The organism is Nitratireductor sp. WH36-1, from assembly GCF_058725515.1.
On record NZ_CM178970.1, the window covers coordinates 3,747,829 to 3,764,949 of the forward strand.

At 63.1% G+C, this 17,121-nt stretch carries 13 protein-coding genes; 6 read left to right on the forward strand and 7 right to left on the reverse strand.

What is annotated here, in order from left to right:
- Positions 1-302: 302 nt before the first annotated feature.
- A complete protein-coding gene (locus AC4PTT_RS17890; protein WP_297561097.1) occupies positions 303-1,040 on the forward strand; it encodes a response regulator in 738 nt (245 codons plus the stop codon).
- On the opposite strand, the gene AC4PTT_RS17895 is transcribed toward AC4PTT_RS17890, so the two are convergent.
- Positions 1,025-2,224: a sensor histidine kinase gene (locus AC4PTT_RS17895; protein WP_206554266.1), complete on the reverse strand. Its 1,200-nt coding sequence runs from the start codon at positions 2,222-2,224 to the stop codon at positions 1,025-1,027. The genes AC4PTT_RS17890 and AC4PTT_RS17895 overlap by 16 nt on opposite strands.
- A complete protein-coding gene (locus AC4PTT_RS17900) occupies positions 2,221-4,851 on the reverse strand; it encodes an ATP-binding protein (protein ID WP_492161785.1) in 2,631 nt (876 codons plus the stop codon). Before AC4PTT_RS17900 ends, AC4PTT_RS17895 begins: the two co-directional genes overlap by 4 nt.
- A 392-nt stretch (positions 4,852-5,243) precedes the next feature.
- On the opposite strand from AC4PTT_RS17900, the gene AC4PTT_RS17905 reads away from it, so the two are divergent.
- Together AC4PTT_RS17905 and AC4PTT_RS17910 are read left to right on the forward strand one after the other, a co-directional pair.
- A complete protein-coding gene (locus AC4PTT_RS17905; protein WP_317088852.1) occupies positions 5,244-6,350 on the forward strand; it encodes an NAD(P)/FAD-dependent oxidoreductase in 1,107 nt (368 codons plus the stop codon).
- Between the two features lie 11 nt (positions 6,351-6,361).
- A complete protein-coding gene (locus AC4PTT_RS17910) occupies positions 6,362-6,712 on the forward strand; it encodes a RidA family protein (RefSeq protein WP_113154081.1) in 351 nt (116 codons plus the stop codon).
- Here AC4PTT_RS17910 and AC4PTT_RS17915 read toward each other — a convergent pair whose 3' ends face one another.
- Both AC4PTT_RS17915 and AC4PTT_RS17920 read right to left on the reverse strand, forming a co-directional pair.
- Positions 6,713-7,936, reverse strand: a complete 1,224-nt coding sequence (locus tag AC4PTT_RS17915) for a multidrug effflux MFS transporter (RefSeq protein ID WP_492161786.1) — start codon at positions 7,934-7,936, stop codon at positions 6,713-6,715.
- A gap of 32 nt (positions 7,937-7,968) precedes the next feature.
- Positions 7,969-8,430, reverse strand: coding sequence for an Lrp/AsnC family transcriptional regulator (locus tag AC4PTT_RS17920; protein ID WP_492161787.1), 462 nt, complete (start codon positions 8,428-8,430; stop codon positions 7,969-7,971).
- 108 nt (positions 8,431-8,538) lie between these two features.
- Between AC4PTT_RS17920 and AC4PTT_RS17925 the strand changes: the two genes are divergently transcribed.
- On the forward strand, positions 8,539-9,996 hold the full coding sequence (locus AC4PTT_RS17925) for an aminotransferase class V-fold PLP-dependent enzyme (protein WP_492161788.1): 1,458 nt from the start codon (positions 8,539-8,541) through the stop codon (positions 9,994-9,996).
- A gap of 207 nt (positions 9,997-10,203) precedes the next feature.
- On the opposite strand, the gene AC4PTT_RS17930 is transcribed toward AC4PTT_RS17925, so the two are convergent.
- From AC4PTT_RS17930 to AC4PTT_RS17940, 3 genes are read right to left on the reverse strand one after another with little or no spacing between them, the layout of a single operon-like run.
- Positions 10,204-11,361: an osmoprotectant NAGGN system M42 family peptidase gene (locus tag AC4PTT_RS17930; protein ID WP_206544538.1), complete on the reverse strand. Its 1,158-nt coding sequence runs from the start codon at positions 11,359-11,361 to the stop codon at positions 10,204-10,206.
- A 57-nt stretch (positions 11,362-11,418) separates the two neighbouring features.
- Positions 11,419-13,233: an N-acetylglutaminylglutamine synthetase gene (ngg, locus tag AC4PTT_RS17935; protein ID WP_492161789.1), complete on the reverse strand. Its 1,815-nt coding sequence runs from the start codon at positions 13,231-13,233 to the stop codon at positions 11,419-11,421.
- 3 nt (positions 13,234-13,236) lie between these two features.
- Positions 13,237-15,012 carry an N-acetylglutaminylglutamine amidotransferase gene (locus AC4PTT_RS17940; RefSeq protein WP_492161790.1) on the reverse strand — a complete coding sequence of 592 codons (1,776 nt, stop codon included), beginning with the start codon at positions 15,010-15,012 and terminating at the stop codon, positions 13,237-13,239.
- Positions 15,013-15,102: 90 nt separating this feature from the next.
- Between AC4PTT_RS17940 and AC4PTT_RS17945 the strand changes: the two genes are divergently transcribed.
- Both AC4PTT_RS17945 and hemA read left to right on the forward strand, forming a co-directional pair.
- The gene (locus tag AC4PTT_RS17945; RefSeq protein ID WP_206546869.1) at positions 15,103-15,621 is read left to right on the forward strand and encodes a MarR family winged helix-turn-helix transcriptional regulator; all 519 of its coding nucleotides are present in this window, start codon (positions 15,103-15,105) and stop codon (positions 15,619-15,621) included.
- Positions 15,622-15,784: 163 nt separating this feature from the next.
- Positions 15,785-17,062 (forward strand): 5-aminolevulinate synthase, encoded by a 1,278-nt coding sequence (gene hemA, locus AC4PTT_RS17950; RefSeq protein ID WP_206544534.1) that lies wholly within the window; start codon positions 15,785-15,787, stop codon positions 17,060-17,062.
- Positions 17,063-17,121 lie beyond the last annotated feature (59 nt).

Consider the following 17,121-nt stretch of genomic DNA (forward strand, 5'->3'; position numbering starts at 1 on the left):
GATGCGACCGGACGAAACCGTGCCGGAGAAGATTAGGTCTGGACTGTAAGCCGATTGGCTCTGGAGAACGCCCGCTTTGTAATTTTTTGTAACCGCCCGGGGACATTCCGGAGAATTCGTTTTCGCTTGAACAGCCTGAAATAAGCTCTGAATTTCAGTCATTTGCCGTGGGCGCATCCAGAGCCGCCAGCGCCTTGCCCGCCCCGGTTACCTTTGGCCGGATACAAAACGCGCATTTTCCAAAAGACCGGAGCAAACTCCCTTCTCGACCGATGCAACCGTTTGCGACTATCGTATGAGCCATGGGGATCACGGACGAAAAACATCGCGTACTTGTTGTCGATGATGATCAGCGTCTTCGGCGCTTTCTTCAGCGTTTCCTCACGAGCGAAGGCTATGCCGTAACAAGCGCCGAGGATGGCCGCTCCATGCGCCGCGCAATGGCGGATGAGGACTTCGATCTCGTCATTCTCGATCTGACCTTCCCGGTCGGCGAAGACGGTGTCTCGCTTGCGCGCGGCCTGCGCGCCCAGCACGACCTGCCGCTGATCATGCTTTCAGGCAAGAACAACACGATAGACAAGGTGGTCTGCCTGGAGCTGGGGGCAGACGATTACGTGACCAAGCCGTTCGAGCCGCGCGAACTTCTGGCCCGCATCCGCACCGTCATGCGCCGCTTCGCCAAGCGCATCAGCATGCCGGAACCGCAGGAGAAAAGCCGCTCGCCGATCATGTGCTTTGCCGGCTGGCAACTTGATCCCGCACGGCATCAGCTTTCCTCGCCCCGGGGAGAATCGGTGCGTTTGACGAGCCAGGAATTCCAGCTTCTGGCGGCGCTGGTGGAGCGGCGCGGGCGTGTTCTTTCGCGCGAGCAGATCCTCGACATCGTCGCCAACCGCAACTGGAACCCCTATGATCGCAGCATCGACGTGATGATCGGCAAGATCCGCCGCAAGCTGCGTGACAATGCCCGCGACACCCAGTTGATCAAGACCATTCGCGGTGTCGGTTACATGTTCGCGCCTCAGTCCGAGGAATAGTGCGCCGGCAAATAAAGATTGACGCTGGTGCCCTTGCCCGGCGTGCTGAGAATGCCGAGACGGCCACCGGCCTGCCGCACGAAACCATCCACCATCGACAGGCCAAGACCGCTGCCCTGCCCCGGCGGCTTGGTGGTGAACATGGGCTGGAGCGCGCGGCGGCGCACCGCCACCGGCATGCCATGACCGGTATCGCGCACCGACAGGAGCACATAGCGCCCCGGTAACAGCCCCGAAGCGACGCGCGCATCCTCCGGGCGAACGATCACATTCGACGCGTCGAAATGCAGGCTCCCGCCGCCCGGCATCGCATCGCGCGCATTGAGCGCCAGATTGACGAGGCTCGGCTCCAGCTGACCGGCGGGAATGAGCACGCTGTTCAACCCGTCTGCGACATTGAGCGAAACGGACACCGTATCCCCCAGCGTGCGCCCCAGAACCCGCATCAGGGGCGGAAGCGCCTCGCCAAGCTGCACCACGGCAATGTCTTTCGCGCGCTGGCGGCCAAAGCGCAGCAGGCGGTCGGTGAGTTCGGAACCCGACCTGGTGGCCTCGAGCGCATCGGTGACCAGTTCGGCCAGTTCCGGCTGGTCGGCCAGCCGCTCCTCCAGCCAGCGCAGATTGCTCAGGAGAACGGCGAGGATGTTGTTGAAGTCATGCGCAATGCCACTGGTGAGCTGGCCCATCGCCTCCATGCGCTGCTTCTGCCCGAGCCGCTCGGCCGCCAGCCGCTTTTCTTCCAGAAGCCGGATGCGCTCGAAGCAGCGGGCGAGCGTGGCAAGCAGGTCTTCGCTGTGAAACGGCTTGCAGAGATAGTCATAGGCACCCGCCTGCAACGCCTCGACGGCAGTGTCGATGGAAGCGTAGGCGGTGACCATCACGCACACCACGTCCGGTTCGCGCTGGCGGATCTGGCGCACCAGATCGACGCCATTGCCGGTGCCGAGCCGCACATCGACCAGGGCGACCGCGATCCGCGCGTCTTCGAGGAAGGCGAGTGCTGCCTGCGGATCGTGGGCAACCACGATCCTGTAGCCTTCGAGTTTCAGGAGGCCCGACAGGCTGGCGGCGAAATCCTCGTCATCGTCGACGATAAGCACGCAATGGTCTTCCGCCGGTGTGGTTTCACGCAACGGATGTTCGCCGATGACTTCTGCGGGGAGGTCGAGTTCACGATCAGTCATGCCTTGCGCGCTCCCGCACATGGCAGAACGAGCGATACGGTGGTGCCGACACCCTTCTGGCTTTCGATGAGCACATCGCCGCCATGCTGCTCCATGATGCGCTTGACGAGCGGCATGCCGAGCCCGACGCCAAACGCCTTGGTGCTGAACAGCGGCTCGAACACGCGCTCGGCCACATCCTGAGACATGCCGCCGCCATTATCGGACACCGACAGGTAGACGCGGTCGCGCAGGCGCTGCGTGGAGATGATGATCTGACCGCTTTGCTTCCCGCGTTCCTCGCAGGCCTGCGCCGCATTCTGCAGAACATTGGAGAAGGCCTGCCGCAGACGCTCTGCATCGGCAAGCACGTCGCACCCGGCATCAAGCCTGAGCGTGATGAGATGCGCGATCTCCTGATCCTCTTCGCTCAATTGCTGCTTGACCCAGCGGTCGATGGCGACGGGCGACATGACGGGCGCATGCTTGCGCGAGAAGTCCAGAAGATCCTCGATGATGCGCACGCAGCGCCAGGCATTGCGTTGCAGGCGCTGCAATTCGCCGGTGACGGGCTCATCCGCATTCTTGAGCGAGCGGCGCAGAATATCGGCGGAGGTGACCATGGTGCCCAGCGGATTGCGCAGCTCATGGCTGACCGTGGCGGTGATCTGACCGATTGCCGCCAGACGCTCATTGGAGGCGAGTTCCTGCTGCGCCTGCCGAAGCTTTTCAAGCGATGTCACCAGATCGCGCTCCGCAAGCTCGCGGCTTTCATGCGAAAGAACGATCCACCACGCGCCGATGGCGAGCAGCGGCAGGAGCGCCAGAAACACCCGCAGGAGAAGTGCGCCGCTTTCCACATGCGGCTGAAGCGCGGTCGGCTCGATCAAGCGGTAGGTCAGCAGAAAGACGGCAGCCGTCATCACCGCCAGCGAGAACAGAACGCCGCTCACCTTGAGCAGGCGCTGCGTCATGCGTGGCGCGATCTTGCTGCGCAGGGCGCGGCCCAGATAATGCGGCGCTTCCAGATTTGCGTCGGGAACCTTGCAGGCATCGTGGCAGTGGGAATCGAGACTGCAGCAGAGCGAGCAGATCGGACGCCGGTAGAAAGTGCAGTGCACCATGTCCGGCCGCTCATATTCCAGTTCGCAGATTTCGCAGCGCACCACCGGCTTGTCCGGCTCGGCAAGCGGCACGCGCGGGCGGGCGAGATAATAGCGGCCGCGTGTCGCCACGCCGATCAGCACCGCGCTTGAAAGCGCGGTGAAGAAGGCGATGGGGGCGGCATAGGCTTCCGCCAGATCGCCGAAACTGCCGATGAAGCAGATGATCGCGAACAGCGAGGCAAACGCCATCGACCCGCAGCCGACCGGATTGAAATCGTAGAGATAGGCGCGCTTGAACTCGGTGAAGGGCGGGCTGACGCCCATCGGCTTCAAGATGGCGAGATCGGCGAAGATGGAGCCGATCCAGGCGGCGGCGATGACCGAATAGACCGCCAGCACCAGCTCAAGCGTCTGGAAGATGCCGAGCAGCATCAGAAGCAGCGAGATCAGGATGTTGAAGATCAGCCAGACCACGCGGCCGGGGTGATAATGGGTGACGCGCGAGAAGAAATTGGACCAGGCGAGCGAGCCGGCATAGGCGTTCGTCACATTGATCTTGACCTGCGAAATGAGAACGAAGATCGCCGCCAGCGCCAGCACGGTGCGCGGATCGTCGCTCACATATTCATAGGCCTTGATATACATGTGGATCGGTTCGAGCGCCGTCGATGGCGAGAGGCCGGCCGAGACCGCAAGCACGGCCAGAAGACTGCCGCACAGGATCTTGAAACCGCCGACCACGATCCAGCCGGGACCGGCGGAGATGACCGCCGCCCACCAGCGCCAGCGGTTTTCGCGCGTCTTGTCGGGCAGGAAGCGCAGATAATCCACCTGCTCGCCAATCTGGATGGAGAGCGCGCACAGAACACCGATGGCCGAACCGAAGGCGAGCACATCGAACCCGCCATCCGGCGTTTCGCTGCCGGCAAAGGCCATCCACTGATCGAGCGTTTCGGGATGGCCGACCGCGATGTAGATGAAGGGCGCAAGCAGCATTGCGATCCAGATGGGCTGGGTGACCATCTGCAACTTGCTGATCATCGTCACGCCCATGAAGGTGATCGGAATGATGACGAGCGATGAGATGATGTAGCCCAGCACCAGCGGCACATCCGCGAACAGCTTCAGCGCCTGCGCCATGATCGCGCCTTCGAGCGCGAAAAAGATGAAGGTGAAGGTCGCATAGATCAGCGACGTGATGGTGGAGCCGATATAGCCGAACCCTGCTCCGCGCGTGAGCAGATCCATGTCGATGTTGTAGCGGCTCGAATAATAGGCGATGGGCAGGTTCGTCACGAAGACGAACAGGCAGGTGATCAAAACGGCGGGAAATGCATTGGCGAACCCGTAGCTGAGCGTGATCGCCCCGCCGATGGCCTCCAGAGCCAGAAACGAGATGCCGCCGAGCGCTGTGTTGGCGATGACGAATGGAGACCAGCGCCGGAACGACCGCGCCGCATAGCGTAGCGAATAGTCCTCCAGCGTCTCATTGGCGATCCATGAATGATAGGATCGTAAGGCAGGCGATTGCGGTGTTTCCACTAACCCGCGCTCCGCCCTGCACACCGCCAGTCAGGCGAAGCCTGTGCTTTACGCATCTTGTTGAGGTTCTCCCATTCTCCCCGGTAAATGATCACACAAAGCCGGCTTCGAGACCAGTCCCCGCAGCACGGGGGAACGGCGTTCTTCCCCACCCGGTTTGTGTGTGAAAGACGGGTCGCGCCGGCGCAGTGCCATAATGCGCCGACCGCGTTGAGCCTATTGCTTTCGCTTCATGCCCGTTATCTGTGTGCCGTCGCTAAATCGCCCAACCGGCAGCGTTTGAGTTGACAAAATCTCCCCGCGCCCTCAGACGCACGGGGCAATCATGTGTCCGCAGAGGCACAGGCACATTCGGACGTCGCGAGCGGCGGCAAAACAGCTTGAGGGGAAGCATGAGCGAGACATCCGACATCATCGTCATCGGCGGTGGCATTGCAGGCATCGGCGCGGGCGCGCGCATGGCGGCGGACGCCAGCGTGACCGTTCTGGAGACGGAAGAGGCCATCGGCTATCACGCCACCGGCCGTTCGGCTGCGATCTACATCCGCAATTACGGCAACGACACCCTGCGCGCCCTCAATGCGGCTGCCGAACCGGTGTTCAAGGAGCCGGAAGGCATTTCTGACGAAAGCCTGCTCACTCCGCGCGGCCTGCTTTATGTGGCGACCGAGGAACATGTCGGCGCGCTGGACAAGATCCTCGAAGGCGCGACGGGCATGGAGCGGCTCGACGCGGACGCTGCGGTTGCGCGCGTGCCCATTCTGCGCCGCGAGAACATCGTGGCGGCGGCCATCGAGGAAGGCGCGCAGGATATCGACGTCGACCGTCTGCTGCAGGGCTTTGCGAAGATGCTGCGCCATCAGGACGGCCGCATCGTCAACAAGGCCCCCGTCACCGCCATTTCGCGTGCCAACGGCGTGTGGACGCTTGAAACCCCGCAGGGCTCGTTCTCCGCACCCATCATCGTCAACGCCGCAGGCGCATGGGCTGACGAGGTCGCGAAGCTTGCCGGTGTGCAGCCGCTCGGCCTGACGCCGATGCGCCGCTCGGCCGTGATCCTGCCCGCACCCGAGGGGCACGACGTGACGCGCTGGCCGCTTTTCGCCTGCGCGGGCGAAGGCTGGTACGCCAAGCCCGATGCAGGCAAGCTGATGGTTTCGCCGGCTGACGAAGATCCGTCAGAGCCGTTCGACGCCTGGCCCGACGACATGGTGCTGGCCGAGGGCCTGCATCGCTTCGAACAGGCCGTCACCGTGCCTGTGACACGCATTGAACGGAGCTGGGCGGGCCTGCGCAGCTTCTTCCCCGATCGCACCCCCGCTGTCGGCTTTGCGCCGGATGCGGAGGGCTTTTTCTGGCTGGCCGGCCAGGGCGGCTATGGCGTACAGACCTCGCCTGCCCTTTCCGCGCTCGCAGCCGACCTGTGCGCCGGACGCAAGTCCGGCCTCGCTGAAACCGTGGTGCAGGCACTTGCGCCACACCGCCTCATCAAGACCTGAAAGGAAAAAACATGTCCGATATCAAACGCGTCGACACCGGCACCCGCATGAGCCAGGCCGTCGTTCACAACGGCACCATCTACCTGGCTGGCCAGGTCGGTACGCCAGGCGCAAGCGTCGCCACGCAGACCAAGGACATTCTGGCCAAGATCGACGCCCTTCTCGAGCAGAACGGCTCCGACAAGTCGCGCATCCTGCAGGCGACCATTTGGCTCGCTTCGATGAACGACTTTGCCGAGATGAACGACGTGTGGGACGCATGGGTTGCTCCCGGCCACGCACCGGCGCGCGCCTGCGGCGAGTCCGCACTGGCAACGCCCGAATACACGGTCGAGATCATCGTCGTCGCGGCAGCCGGCTGATCAGGCCTTGCGCTTGACCGGTACCACCGGTTCCCGGCTCGCCCGCGCGGCGAGCCGGACCAGCATCAGGCCCACAATGCCCGTGACGAGAAAGCCTGAGGCAAGCGGGATGGTCGTCTCGTTGTAGAATGCGCCGAAGGCCACGGCGAAGACCACCGCCACAAGGCTCGATCCCGATGCGATCAGCGATGCGCCGAGCCCGGCCAACTGGCCGAGAGACTGCATCGCCATGGCATTCAGATTGCCAAACAGAAATCCGATGCAGAAGAAGATGGCAAAGCCCAGCGCCATGAAGGCGGGCAGTGGCGGATGCCCTTCCCACACAAGGGAAAGGGCAAGCAGGCAAAGCCCGAACGCCACGAGACCGCAAAGCGCATATTCGCACATGGCCTGCATGCCGAAGCGACGCACCACCTGTGCGTTGACCATGGAGGCCAGACCGATGCTGGCGGCGAAGGCTGCGAAATAGGCCGGGAACAGACTGCCGATCCCGTAAACATCGAAGAAGATATCGGCTGCGGTGCTCAAATATTGCAGATGCGCGCCGAACACGAAGCCCGTGGCCACGATCAGAAGCGAAACGCGCCGGTTGCGCAGAACGCGCGAACCGTTTTGCAGGAGCGTGACCGGGTGAAAGCGGATGCGGTTTTGCGGGGCCAGCGTCTCGGGTTGGCGCATGACAAGCCAGATGCAGAGCAGGATCGAGAGCGCCAGATAGACCGCGAAAATGGCGCGCCAGCCGGCGAATGCCAGCACCGCCTGCCCCATGGCGGGCGCGATCATCGGCACCAGAATGAACAGCACGAACATGAAGGACATGATCCGCGCCATGGCCTCACCCTCGAACTGGTCGCGGACCAGCGCGCGCGTCGCGATCTTGGGGCCGGCGACGCCGATGCCCTGCAGGATGCGGCCGAGCACGATCATTTCCACCGAGGTGGAGAGCATCGCCACCACGGTTCCGGCCATGTAGAGCGCGAGCCCGCCGACCAGCGCCCGCTTGCGGCCGATGGCGTCGGCAATGGGGCCAATCACCAGTTCGCCAAACACCATGCCGAAGATGAACAGCGACACGATGTGCTGCGTGGACAGGGGCGGCTCCACATGCAGATCGCTCTCGATCAGGCGCAGCGCCGGAAGCACTGCGTCGATGCTGAGCGCAGTCAGCGATGTGAGGAACGCATAAAGCGCGATGCGCTCGAAGGAGATTGTCCGTTTTTCCATCGGCTCATGTTTATCAGATTGGCAGAGGCGCGTCAGATTGGAAGGGGACGCCGTTCCTCGATGGCCTCCATGGCGAAATAGGAGGTGACCGATTCCAGCTCCACCTTCTGGATCAGGCGCTGGTAGACGGAATCGAAGCTCTGCATGTCCGTTGTCACGATGCGCAGCATGTAATCGTAATCGCCGCCAATGCGAAAGAAGTCGACCACTTCCGGAATGCTGGACACGTGCTGGCGGAAGGTCTGCAGCCAGGTTGTCGAGTGATGGCGCGTCTTGACCATCACGAATACCACCAGCCCGAGCCCCAGCCTGTTGCGGTCGACATTGAGCGTGCGCCCGCGAATGACGCCGCGCTCCTCCAGCGATTTCAGCCGGCGCCAGCAGGCATTCTGCGACAGCCCGACCTTCTCTGCCAGGTCGCGTTGCGACAGGCCGGCGTCACGCTGCAGCTCGCGCAATATTCTTCTATCAAACTGATCGGTTTTTTCACTCATATTCGATCATATGACCCAATTTTGAGAGTTTTGCCATCACTTTGTGTGGGAATGATCGCTCATCATTGTGCGATCTTTGCGCATTGATCAACTTCCCGGACCGCCGCCATGCCCAGTGACCTTCTCAAAGCCTTTGCCGACAATCTCAAGCGCACAGACCTCGACGCCTATCTGCGTGACGGGCTGATCGGCGAGAATGCCGTAATCGACGGTCCTTTCGGCAAGAAGACGCTGGTCTATGCCGACTATGTGGCGTCAGGCCGGGCGCTGGCGCAGGTGGAGGATTTCATCCGTGATGAAGTGCTTCCCTATTATGCGAACAGCCATACGGAAGCCTCCTATTGCGGTTCCTTCTGCACCCGCCTGCGTCAGGCGGCGCGCGCGGAAATTCACCGGATCGTCAACGCCGACGACAAGACCAGCGTCGTCTTTTCAGGCGCTGGCGCGACCGCCGGCATCAACCGGCTGGTGCGGCTTTTGCAGATATCCGAGGCCGTGGCCGCAGGGGCGCGCGTCGTGGTTTTCACCGGGCCTTACGAGCATCACTCCAACATTCTGCCCTGGCGTGAAAGCGGCGCGGAGATCATCGCCATTCCCGAAGCAGCGACCGGCGGCCCGGACCTGGGCGCGCTTGCCACGGCCCTTGAAGCAAATGCCGACGCGGCGCTGAAGGTCGGCACGTTTTCCGCCGCCTCCAACGTGACCGGCATCACCACCGACACGGACGCGGTGACCCGGCTTTTGAAGGCCTATGGCGCGCTCGCCATCTGGGACTATGCCGGTGGTGCGCCCTATCTGGAAATCGACATGAAGCCCGGCACGGACTGCGCCAAGGATGCAGTGGTGCTTTCGCCCCACAAATTCCCCGGCGGACCGGGCGCATCGGGTCTTCTGGTCCTGCGCAACGAAATCGCCCGCACCGCCTGCCCCTCCATGCCCGGCGGCGGCTCGGTGAGCTTCGTTTCGCCCTGGGGCCACGAATACTCGACCTCGCTTTCAGCGCGCGAAGAAGCCGGCACACCCGATGTTCTGGGCGACATCCGCGCGGCCCTCGTGCTCATCATCAAGGAAGCGCTTGGACAGGACTTCATCGACCGGCGGCATGAAGAGCTGCATCAGCGCGCAATCGCCGTGTGGTCGAAGAACCCGTGCCTGCAGATGCTCGGCAATCCGGCTGCCCGGCGTCTGCCGATCTACTCCTTCCGCATTCTGTGCCCGGAGAACGGCACGGTGCACCACCAGCTTTTCACCCGCATGCTGAGCGATCTTCACGGCATTCAGGTGCGCGGCGGCTGCGCCTGCGCCGGCCCCTATGCGCACCAGCTTCTGGAGATCGACGAGCCCACCTCGAAAGCGCTGCTGCAGAGCATTCGCGACGGGCAGGAGATGGAAAAGCCGGGCTGGGTGCGGCTCAATCTGAGCTATCTGATGACGGACGAGAAAGCGGACTTCATCATCGAGACCGTCGACCGGCTGGCGCGCGAGGCGCAGCGGCATGCCGGCGCTTACGACTTCGATCCGCGCACGGCCCGCTTCCGCCACAAGACGCTGGCCATGGCCGGCTAGAGCATCAAGCCGTGAGGGTCGGCGTAGTGCGTGGTTCGACAAGCTCACCATGAGGGAGGGCTTTGGCTACCAAAGCCGTCACTACGCCTTTGGCCAAGGTTCTCCGCCAGGAGGGGATTGCTCCTCTCATGGCGAGCCCCTGAGCCTGTCATAGGGCTAACCACGCACCGCCTTAATGCAATGCCCCATCCTGCACGGGGGTTTGCCCTACTCCTGCTTCGGCAGGTTGTTGGCGCGCCGCGCCATCTCGGCTTCATTGGTGGGCTGCTCGGTGAAGCCCTCGATGTCGGACACCTCTTCCACATCGCGCTCGATTGCCAGCGGGCTTGCCACATAGGCGGTGGCCAGCTCGGCCACCGAACGCAGCGCATGCACATGGATGCGCTCATAGCCGTGAGAGGCATCCACACCGAAGGCGATCAGCGCCGTGCGAACGTCATGCCCGGCCTCGATGGCCGATGCGGAATCGGAGCGGTAGTAACGGAAAACATCCTTCTGGTAGCGAATGTCCTCCTCGCGGCACAGATCCACCATCTTCTTCGTCAGGTGATAGTCGAACGGCCCCGCCTGGTCCGCCATGGCGATGGTAACGCCGAACTCTGCCGAATTCTGCCCCGGCGCGGTGGTGCCATTGTCGATGGTGACCATGGAGGCAATCTCGGGCGTGACGATGGACGCCGCGCCCACCCCCACCTCTTCCGCGATGGTGAAAAGCCAGTGCGTGTCGACCGGCAGCGTCACCTCGTGGCGCAGCAGTGATTCCAGCGCGGCAAGCGCGATGGCGACGCCCGCCTTGTCATCGAGATGGCGTGAAACGATGAAGCCGTTTTCCAGGAATTCCGGCTGCGGGTCGATGGCGACGAAGTCGCCCACATCGATACCAAGATTGTGCGCGTCGCTGCGGCTCCAGCACATGGCGTCGATGCGCAGCTCCACGTAATCCCAGCCGACGGGCATCTCGTCGACGCCGTCATTATAGGTGTGGCCCGAAGCCTTGAGCGGCAGGATGGTGCCGCGATAGCTGCCCTTCTCGGTGTAGATCGTCACCCGCGCGCCTTCGGCAAACCGCGCGGACCAGTGACCGATTGGCACCATCTCGAAACGGCCATTGTCCTTGATGTATTTGACCTGCGCGCCGAGCGTGTCGAGATGGGTGATGATGGCGCGCGCGCCCTGACGCCGGCCGCCGCGCACCACCGCGCGGATCGCGCCGCGCCGCGTCAGCTCCGGCTCGAGGCCAAGCCGCTCCAGCTCTGCCGTGACATGGCGGACAATGGTGTCGGTGTAGCCCGTCGGACTGTCAATCGACAGAAGCGCCTTGAGCTGCGCGACAAGATAGGAAACGTCGATTTTCAGTCGCGACATGCAATTCTCGTCATTTCAGCGGGCCTCGTCATTTCAGCTTGTGCCGTCGGCCACGGATCAGGCTTTCGGCGTCAGCGCACGTTCAGCGGATTTTGCACCGGAGCGCGGAAAGAGCAGGTCGACGAAGCGCTCGGCGGTCGGTTGCGGTTCATGGTTCGCCAGCCCCGGCCGTTCATTGGCTTCGATGAAGACATAGTCCGGCTGGTCGGGCGACTTGACCATAAGGTCGATGCCGACAACGGGTATGTCAATGGCGCGCGCGGCGGCACAGGCCGCTTCCACCAAATCCGGATGCACGTTTTCCGTCACATCGTGAATGGAACCGCCCGTGTGCAGATTGGCCGTCTTGCGCACCTCCACTTCCTCGCCCTTGGGCAGGATGCTGGAAAGCGCATAGCCAAGACCGGCAATGCAGCGTCGCGTCTCGTCATCGACGGGGATGCGGCTCTCACCGCCCGTGGCGGCCGCCCGGCGGCGCGACTGATGCTCGATCAGCTCTTCGATGGTCCGCTGCCCGTCTCCCACCACGCGCGGCGCACGGCGCACCGCGGCGGCAACCAGGCGATAGTCGATGACGACCAGACGCAGATCTTCGCCCTCGAAACAGGCTTCGACCAGAACCCGGTCAGAAATCTCGCGGGCGGCGCGGATGGCGTTTTTCGTCTCGTCCAGCGTTTCAAGACCGACGGCAACGCCCTTGCCCTGCTCGCCACGGGCCGGCTTAACCACCACGCGGCCATGCTTCTCGATGAAGGCGCTGAGCGCCGTGTCGTCATCGCCCGCCTCCATCTGCTCGGGCACGGTCAGCCCTGCGCGCTCCACCACGCGGCGCGTGACCGCCTTGTCGTCGCAGATCGACATGGCGACGGCAGATGTGAGCTCCGAAAGGCTCTCGCGACACTGGATCGAACGGCCGCCGAAGGACAGGCGGAAGAAGCCGCCCTCGGCATCGGTGACATCCACCGCAACGCCGCGCCGGTGCGCCTCATCCACGATCAGGCGCGCATAGGGGTTGAGCCGGTCGAACTCTTCCGGCGGATGGGTGAACAGTTTCTCGTTGATCGGGTTCTTGCGCTTGACCGCAAACACCGGAACCCTGTGAAAGCCGAGCTTCTCGTAAAGCGCAATGGCCTGTTCGTTGTCGTGCATCACGGACAGATCCATGAAGCTTGCCCCGCGCGCGGCGAAATGCTCCGCCAGCCGCCGCACCAGCATCTCGCCAACCCCGGCATGCCGGCACTGCGGATCGACCGCAAGGCACCAGAGAGACGTTCCGTTCTCGGCATCCTGAAACACGCGGCGATGATCGACGCCCGTGACCGTGCCCAGAATGTCGCCGGTCTGGTCATCCTCGGCGACGAAATAGGTGACGGCGCGGCTGTCGCGATTGGTCCAGAAAAAGTCCGGGCGCACGGTTACCATGCCCCGGCTCTGATAGATCGCGTTGACGGCGTTGGCGTCCGCCTCGGATGTCAGCCGCCGGATGAAGAAGCCGCGCGGCTGCCGCCGGCTCGGGCGGTAGGTGGCCAGATCAAGCCGATAGGTGTGCGACGGATCGAGGAAAAGCTCCTGCGGCGCCATGGACAGGAGCACATGCGGGTCGCGAATGTAGAAGGCGATGTCGCGGCGGGCGGGGCCTTCGTCGCGCAATGCGGCGGCCAGCTCATCATTGGTCTCAAACGTCTGGGCAAACAGAAGCCTGCCCCAGCCAAGTTCGAGCGAGACGTGTTTTTCCTGCCGCGCGGCTTCTTCATCCGGCGGCGCGTGGGTCGGCTTCATCGTCTCGCTTCGCAGGCGCTTCAGACGGTAGCCGAGCGCCTTGTCGCTGCGCCCGCGTGAAGCGCGCAAAGCCACGTCCTCTTTCTTGGCCATCGGTCACACCCCGTGGGTTTGCAGCCAGAGTTCGAGCAGCCCGACCTGCCAGAGTTCCGACCCGCGCAGCGGCGTGATGTGGTCGGCGGGCGCGGCGTAAAGCCTGTCCAGATAGTCCTGTCGAAACAGTCCGCGTTCGCGCGCCGGCTGCGAAGACAGCGCATCGCGCACCATGTCGAGATAGGGGCCATCGACATATTTGAGCTGTGGTACAGGGAAATAACCCTTCTTGCGGTCGATCACCTCATGCGGGACCACCTGCCGGGCGACTTCCTTCAAGACGCCCTTGCCGCCCTGTTTGAGCTTTTCCTCCGGCGGAATGCGGGCGGCCAGTTCGACCAGTTCGTGATCGAGGAACGGAACACGCGCCTCCAGCCCCCAGGCCATGGTCATGTTGTCGACCCGCTTCACCGGGTCATCGACCAGCATGACAGTGGAATCGAGCCGCAGCGCCGCATCCACCGGCGTGTCTGCGCCGGCCCGCGTCAGATGGGCCGCGACCAGATCGCGGCTTGCATCCGTATCGGCGATCCAGTCGGGCGAAAGCTGCTCTTTCAGAACCGCGTGCGAGCGGTCGAAGAAGACGTTCGCATAATCGCCCACCACATCGTTTGAGTTCATCAGCGGCGGATACCAGTGATAACCGCCGAAAATTTCGTCTGCGCCCTGCCCCGACTGCACGACCTTGATGTGTTTCGAAACCTCCTTGGAGAGAAGGTAGAAGCCCACATTGTCGTAGGAGACCATCGGCTCCGACATGGCGGCGAACGTGCCGGGGAGCGCGTCCATCAGATCGGCTGACGGCACGAAGATCTTGTGATGATCGGTACCGAATTCTTTCGCGATCAGATCGGAATAGACGAACTCGTCGCCCTTCTCGCCATTGGCCTCTTCAAAGCCGACGGAGAAGGACATCAGATCCTTCTGTCCCGCCTCGGCGAGCAGGCCGACGATCAGGCTGGAATCGACACCGCCCGACAGAAGGACGCCGACCGGCACATCGGCCACCATGCGGCGTTTGACGGCAAGGCGCAGCGCCTCCAGCGTGCGGTCGCGCCATTCGTCGGGTGACAGCATTGCCGTTTCGGGATGGCGCGCAAACGGCGGGTCCCAGTAGACCCGGTCGCGCTGGCTGCCATCCGGCTCGATCACGCGGATCGTCGCGGGCGGAAGCTTCTTCACGCCGTTCAGAATGGTGCGCGGCGGCGGCACCACAGCGTGGAACGTCATGTAATTGTGCAGCGCATGGCGGTCGATGGATGTGTCGACATCGCCCGCCGCCAGCAGCGCCGGCAGGGTGGACGCGAAGCGGATGCGGCCCGGCGTCTCGGCCAGATAAAGCGGCTTGATGCCGAACCGGTCGCGCGCCATGGCGACGCGGCCCGTGTCGCGCTCACGCAGCATGAAGGCGAACATGCCGTGAAACCGGTTCACGCATTCCTCGCCCCAGGCATGCCAGGCCTTGAGGATGACTTCCGTGTCGCCGGTGGAGAAGAAGCGGTAGCCCTTGCCCTCCAGCTCGGCGCGCAGCTCCGGATAATTGTAGATGCAGCCATTGAACGCGATGGTGAGCCCCAGCTCCGGGTCTTCCATCGGCTGGCGCGCCTTTTCCGACAGGTCGATGATCTTCAGCCGGCGATGTCCGAAGGCGGCATTGCCGTGCACGACCGCGCCCGCGCCATCAGGGCCGCGCGGGGCCAGGCAGTCCATCATTTTCGAAAGAGCGACAGGTGAGGCAGGGCGGCCGTCGAGCCGCAGTTCTCCGCAGATTCCGCACATGGATAGAGATCTGATCCTTTGTTTGTCATTGCTTCGGAGCGCACTTTAGTTATAGTTATGATTATTAGATGTCAAATGAATGGCGTCCGCATGAGTTCCGACAAGACAACTGACAAAGCCGCCGACTGGTTCCGCAATGAAGAGTTACGCGCGGTCGAAAAATCCATTCGCCGCATCGTTCGCGCAAACGATGTGCAGTCCAAGGCGCTCGCCAAGCAGATCGGGCTGACCGCAGCGCAGCTTGTGATCCTGAAGGCCACCGCCGCCCTTGGCGAGGTCACCACCACCGTGCTTTCGGCACATGTGGACCTGAGCCCGGCAACCGTCATCACCATTCTCGACAATCTGGAAAGCCGCCATCTGGTGGAGCGCTATCGCTCGCGCCATGACCGCCGTGTGGTGCACACGCGGCTCACGCCCGAGGGCGAGGCGCTGGTGCGGCGCGCGCCCGAACCCATGGGAGACGCCTTCGCGCATCGTCTGGCCGCACTCGATGAGGAACGACGCAACCAGTTGATCGCAGCGCTGGCCACCATTGCCGACATGATGGCGCCGCCCGGCGGTGCGCCCGCTTCGGCCGGTCGCGCGAAGACCACTCTGTCGCATTGAAATGCACGCTAACGCGCAGTAAATCCTGAGAGATCACGCGCATTCGACCGCGATTTGATCGAGCGCAAGGCGACGGCAGGCAAACGTGTCAATTTGCCCGCAACGCACAATGGACGCGGGAAAGGTCGGACACTATGATCGCGCCGCACAGCAGGAAGGTCCAATGAATTACCAGCGTTTTTTCTCCGAAGCGATCGATCAACTGCACGCCGAGCGCCGCTACCGCGTTTTCGCCGATCTCGAGCGGATCGTCGGCGCGTTTCCGCGCGCGCTCTGGCGCTCTGATGAAGAAGCGCGCGAGATCACCGTGTGGTGCTCGAACGACTATCTGGGCATGGGCCAGCATGAGAGCGTGATCTCCGCCATGCAGGACGCAGCCGGCGCCATGGGCGCGGGCGCAGGCGGCACGCGCAACATCTCCGGCAACAACCATCCGCTGGTAGAACTCGAAGCCGAGCTTGCCGATCTGCATGGCAAGCAGGCCGGTCTGGTCTTCACCTCCGGCTTCATCTCCAACGAAGCGTCCATCTCCACCATCGCCCGCCTGCTGCCGAACTGCCTGGTGCTTTCGGACGAATTAAACCATGCCTCGATGATCGAGGGCGTGCGCCGCTCGGGCGCAGAGAAGAAGATCTTCCGCCACAACGACGTCGAGCATCTGGAAAGCCTGCTCAAGGCAGCTGGCCCGGAACGCGCCAAGCTGATCGTGTTCGAATCCGTCTACTCCATGGATGGCGACATTGCGCCGATCGAGGCGATTGCCGATCTGGCCGACAAGTACAACGCCATGACCTATATCGATGAGGTTCACGCCGTTGGCATGTATGGCGCGCGTGGCGGCGGCATCACCGAGCGTGACGGCCTTGCCCACCGCATCGACATCATCGAAGGCACGCTCGCCAAGGGCTTTGGCGTGATCGGCGGCTACATCACCGGCTCCACCGCCGTGATCGACGCCGTGCGCTCCTACGCTTCCGGCTTCATTTTCACCACCGCGCTGCCGCCGGCAATCGCAGCAGCGGCCACCGCCTCGATCCGCCACCTCAAGGCGTCTTCGGTCGAGCGCGACGCGCAGCAGCGCCAGGCGCAGCAGACCAAGGACAAGCTCTCGGCGGCCGGCCTGCCGGTCATGCCCTCGCAGACGCACATCGTGCCGCTTCTCGTGGGCGACCCGGAACTGTGCAAGCAGGCAACCGACCGGCTGCTCGAGAAGCACGGCATCTACATCCAGCCGATCAACTATCCGACCGTGCCGCGCGGCACGGAGCGTCTGCGCATCACGCCGACGCCGTTCCATGACGATGCGCTGATCGACACGCTGCGCGACGCGCTTCTGGAAACCTGGGAAGCGCTCGGCATTCCCTTCAACGAAGCCGACCAGCCGCAGCAGGCCAAGTCCGACCGCGTGGTGTCGCTTCTGGTGCCAAAGTCCGGCGGCTGACCCAGCCCGAAAATCCAAAAATGAAAACGCCGCCGGAATTGCTTCCGGCGGCGTTTTTC

What these genes read in the sequence shown, in the direction of transcription:
- AC4PTT_RS17890 (WP_297561097.1), top strand. Translation starts at nt 303, where the DNA reads ATGGGGATCACGGACGAAAAACATCGCGTACTTGTTGTCGATGATGAT.
- AC4PTT_RS17895 (WP_206554266.1), bottom strand. Translation starts at nt 2,224, where the DNA reads ATGACTGATCGTGAACTCGACCTCCCCGCAGAAGTCATCGGCGAACAT.
- AC4PTT_RS17905 (WP_317088852.1), top strand. Translation starts at nt 5,244, where the DNA reads ATGAGCGAGACATCCGACATCATCGTCATCGGCGGTGGCATTGCAGGC.
- AC4PTT_RS17910 (WP_113154081.1), top strand. Translation starts at nt 6,362, where the DNA reads ATGTCCGATATCAAACGCGTCGACACCGGCACCCGCATGAGCCAGGCC.
- AC4PTT_RS17915 (WP_492161786.1), bottom strand. Translation starts at nt 7,936, where the DNA reads ATGGAAAAACGGACAATCTCCTTCGAGCGCATCGCGCTTTATGCGTTC.
- AC4PTT_RS17920 (WP_492161787.1), bottom strand. Translation starts at nt 8,430, where the DNA reads ATGAGTGAAAAAACCGATCAGTTTGATAGAAGAATATTGCGCGAGCTG.
- AC4PTT_RS17925 (WP_492161788.1), top strand. Translation starts at nt 8,539, where the DNA reads ATGCCCAGTGACCTTCTCAAAGCCTTTGCCGACAATCTCAAGCGCACA.
- AC4PTT_RS17930 (WP_206544538.1), bottom strand. Translation starts at nt 11,361, where the DNA reads ATGTCGCGACTGAAAATCGACGTTTCCTATCTTGTCGCGCAGCTCAAG.
- ngg (WP_492161789.1), bottom strand. Translation starts at nt 13,233, where the DNA reads ATGGCCAAGAAAGAGGACGTGGCTTTGCGCGCTTCACGCGGGCGCAGC.
- AC4PTT_RS17940 (WP_492161790.1), bottom strand. Translation starts at nt 15,012, where the DNA reads ATGTGCGGAATCTGCGGAGAACTGCGGCTCGACGGCCGCCCTGCCTCA.
- AC4PTT_RS17945 (WP_206546869.1), top strand. Translation starts at nt 15,103, where the DNA reads ATGAGTTCCGACAAGACAACTGACAAAGCCGCCGACTGGTTCCGCAAT.
- hemA (WP_206544534.1), top strand. Translation starts at nt 15,785, where the DNA reads ATGAATTACCAGCGTTTTTTCTCCGAAGCGATCGATCAACTGCACGCC.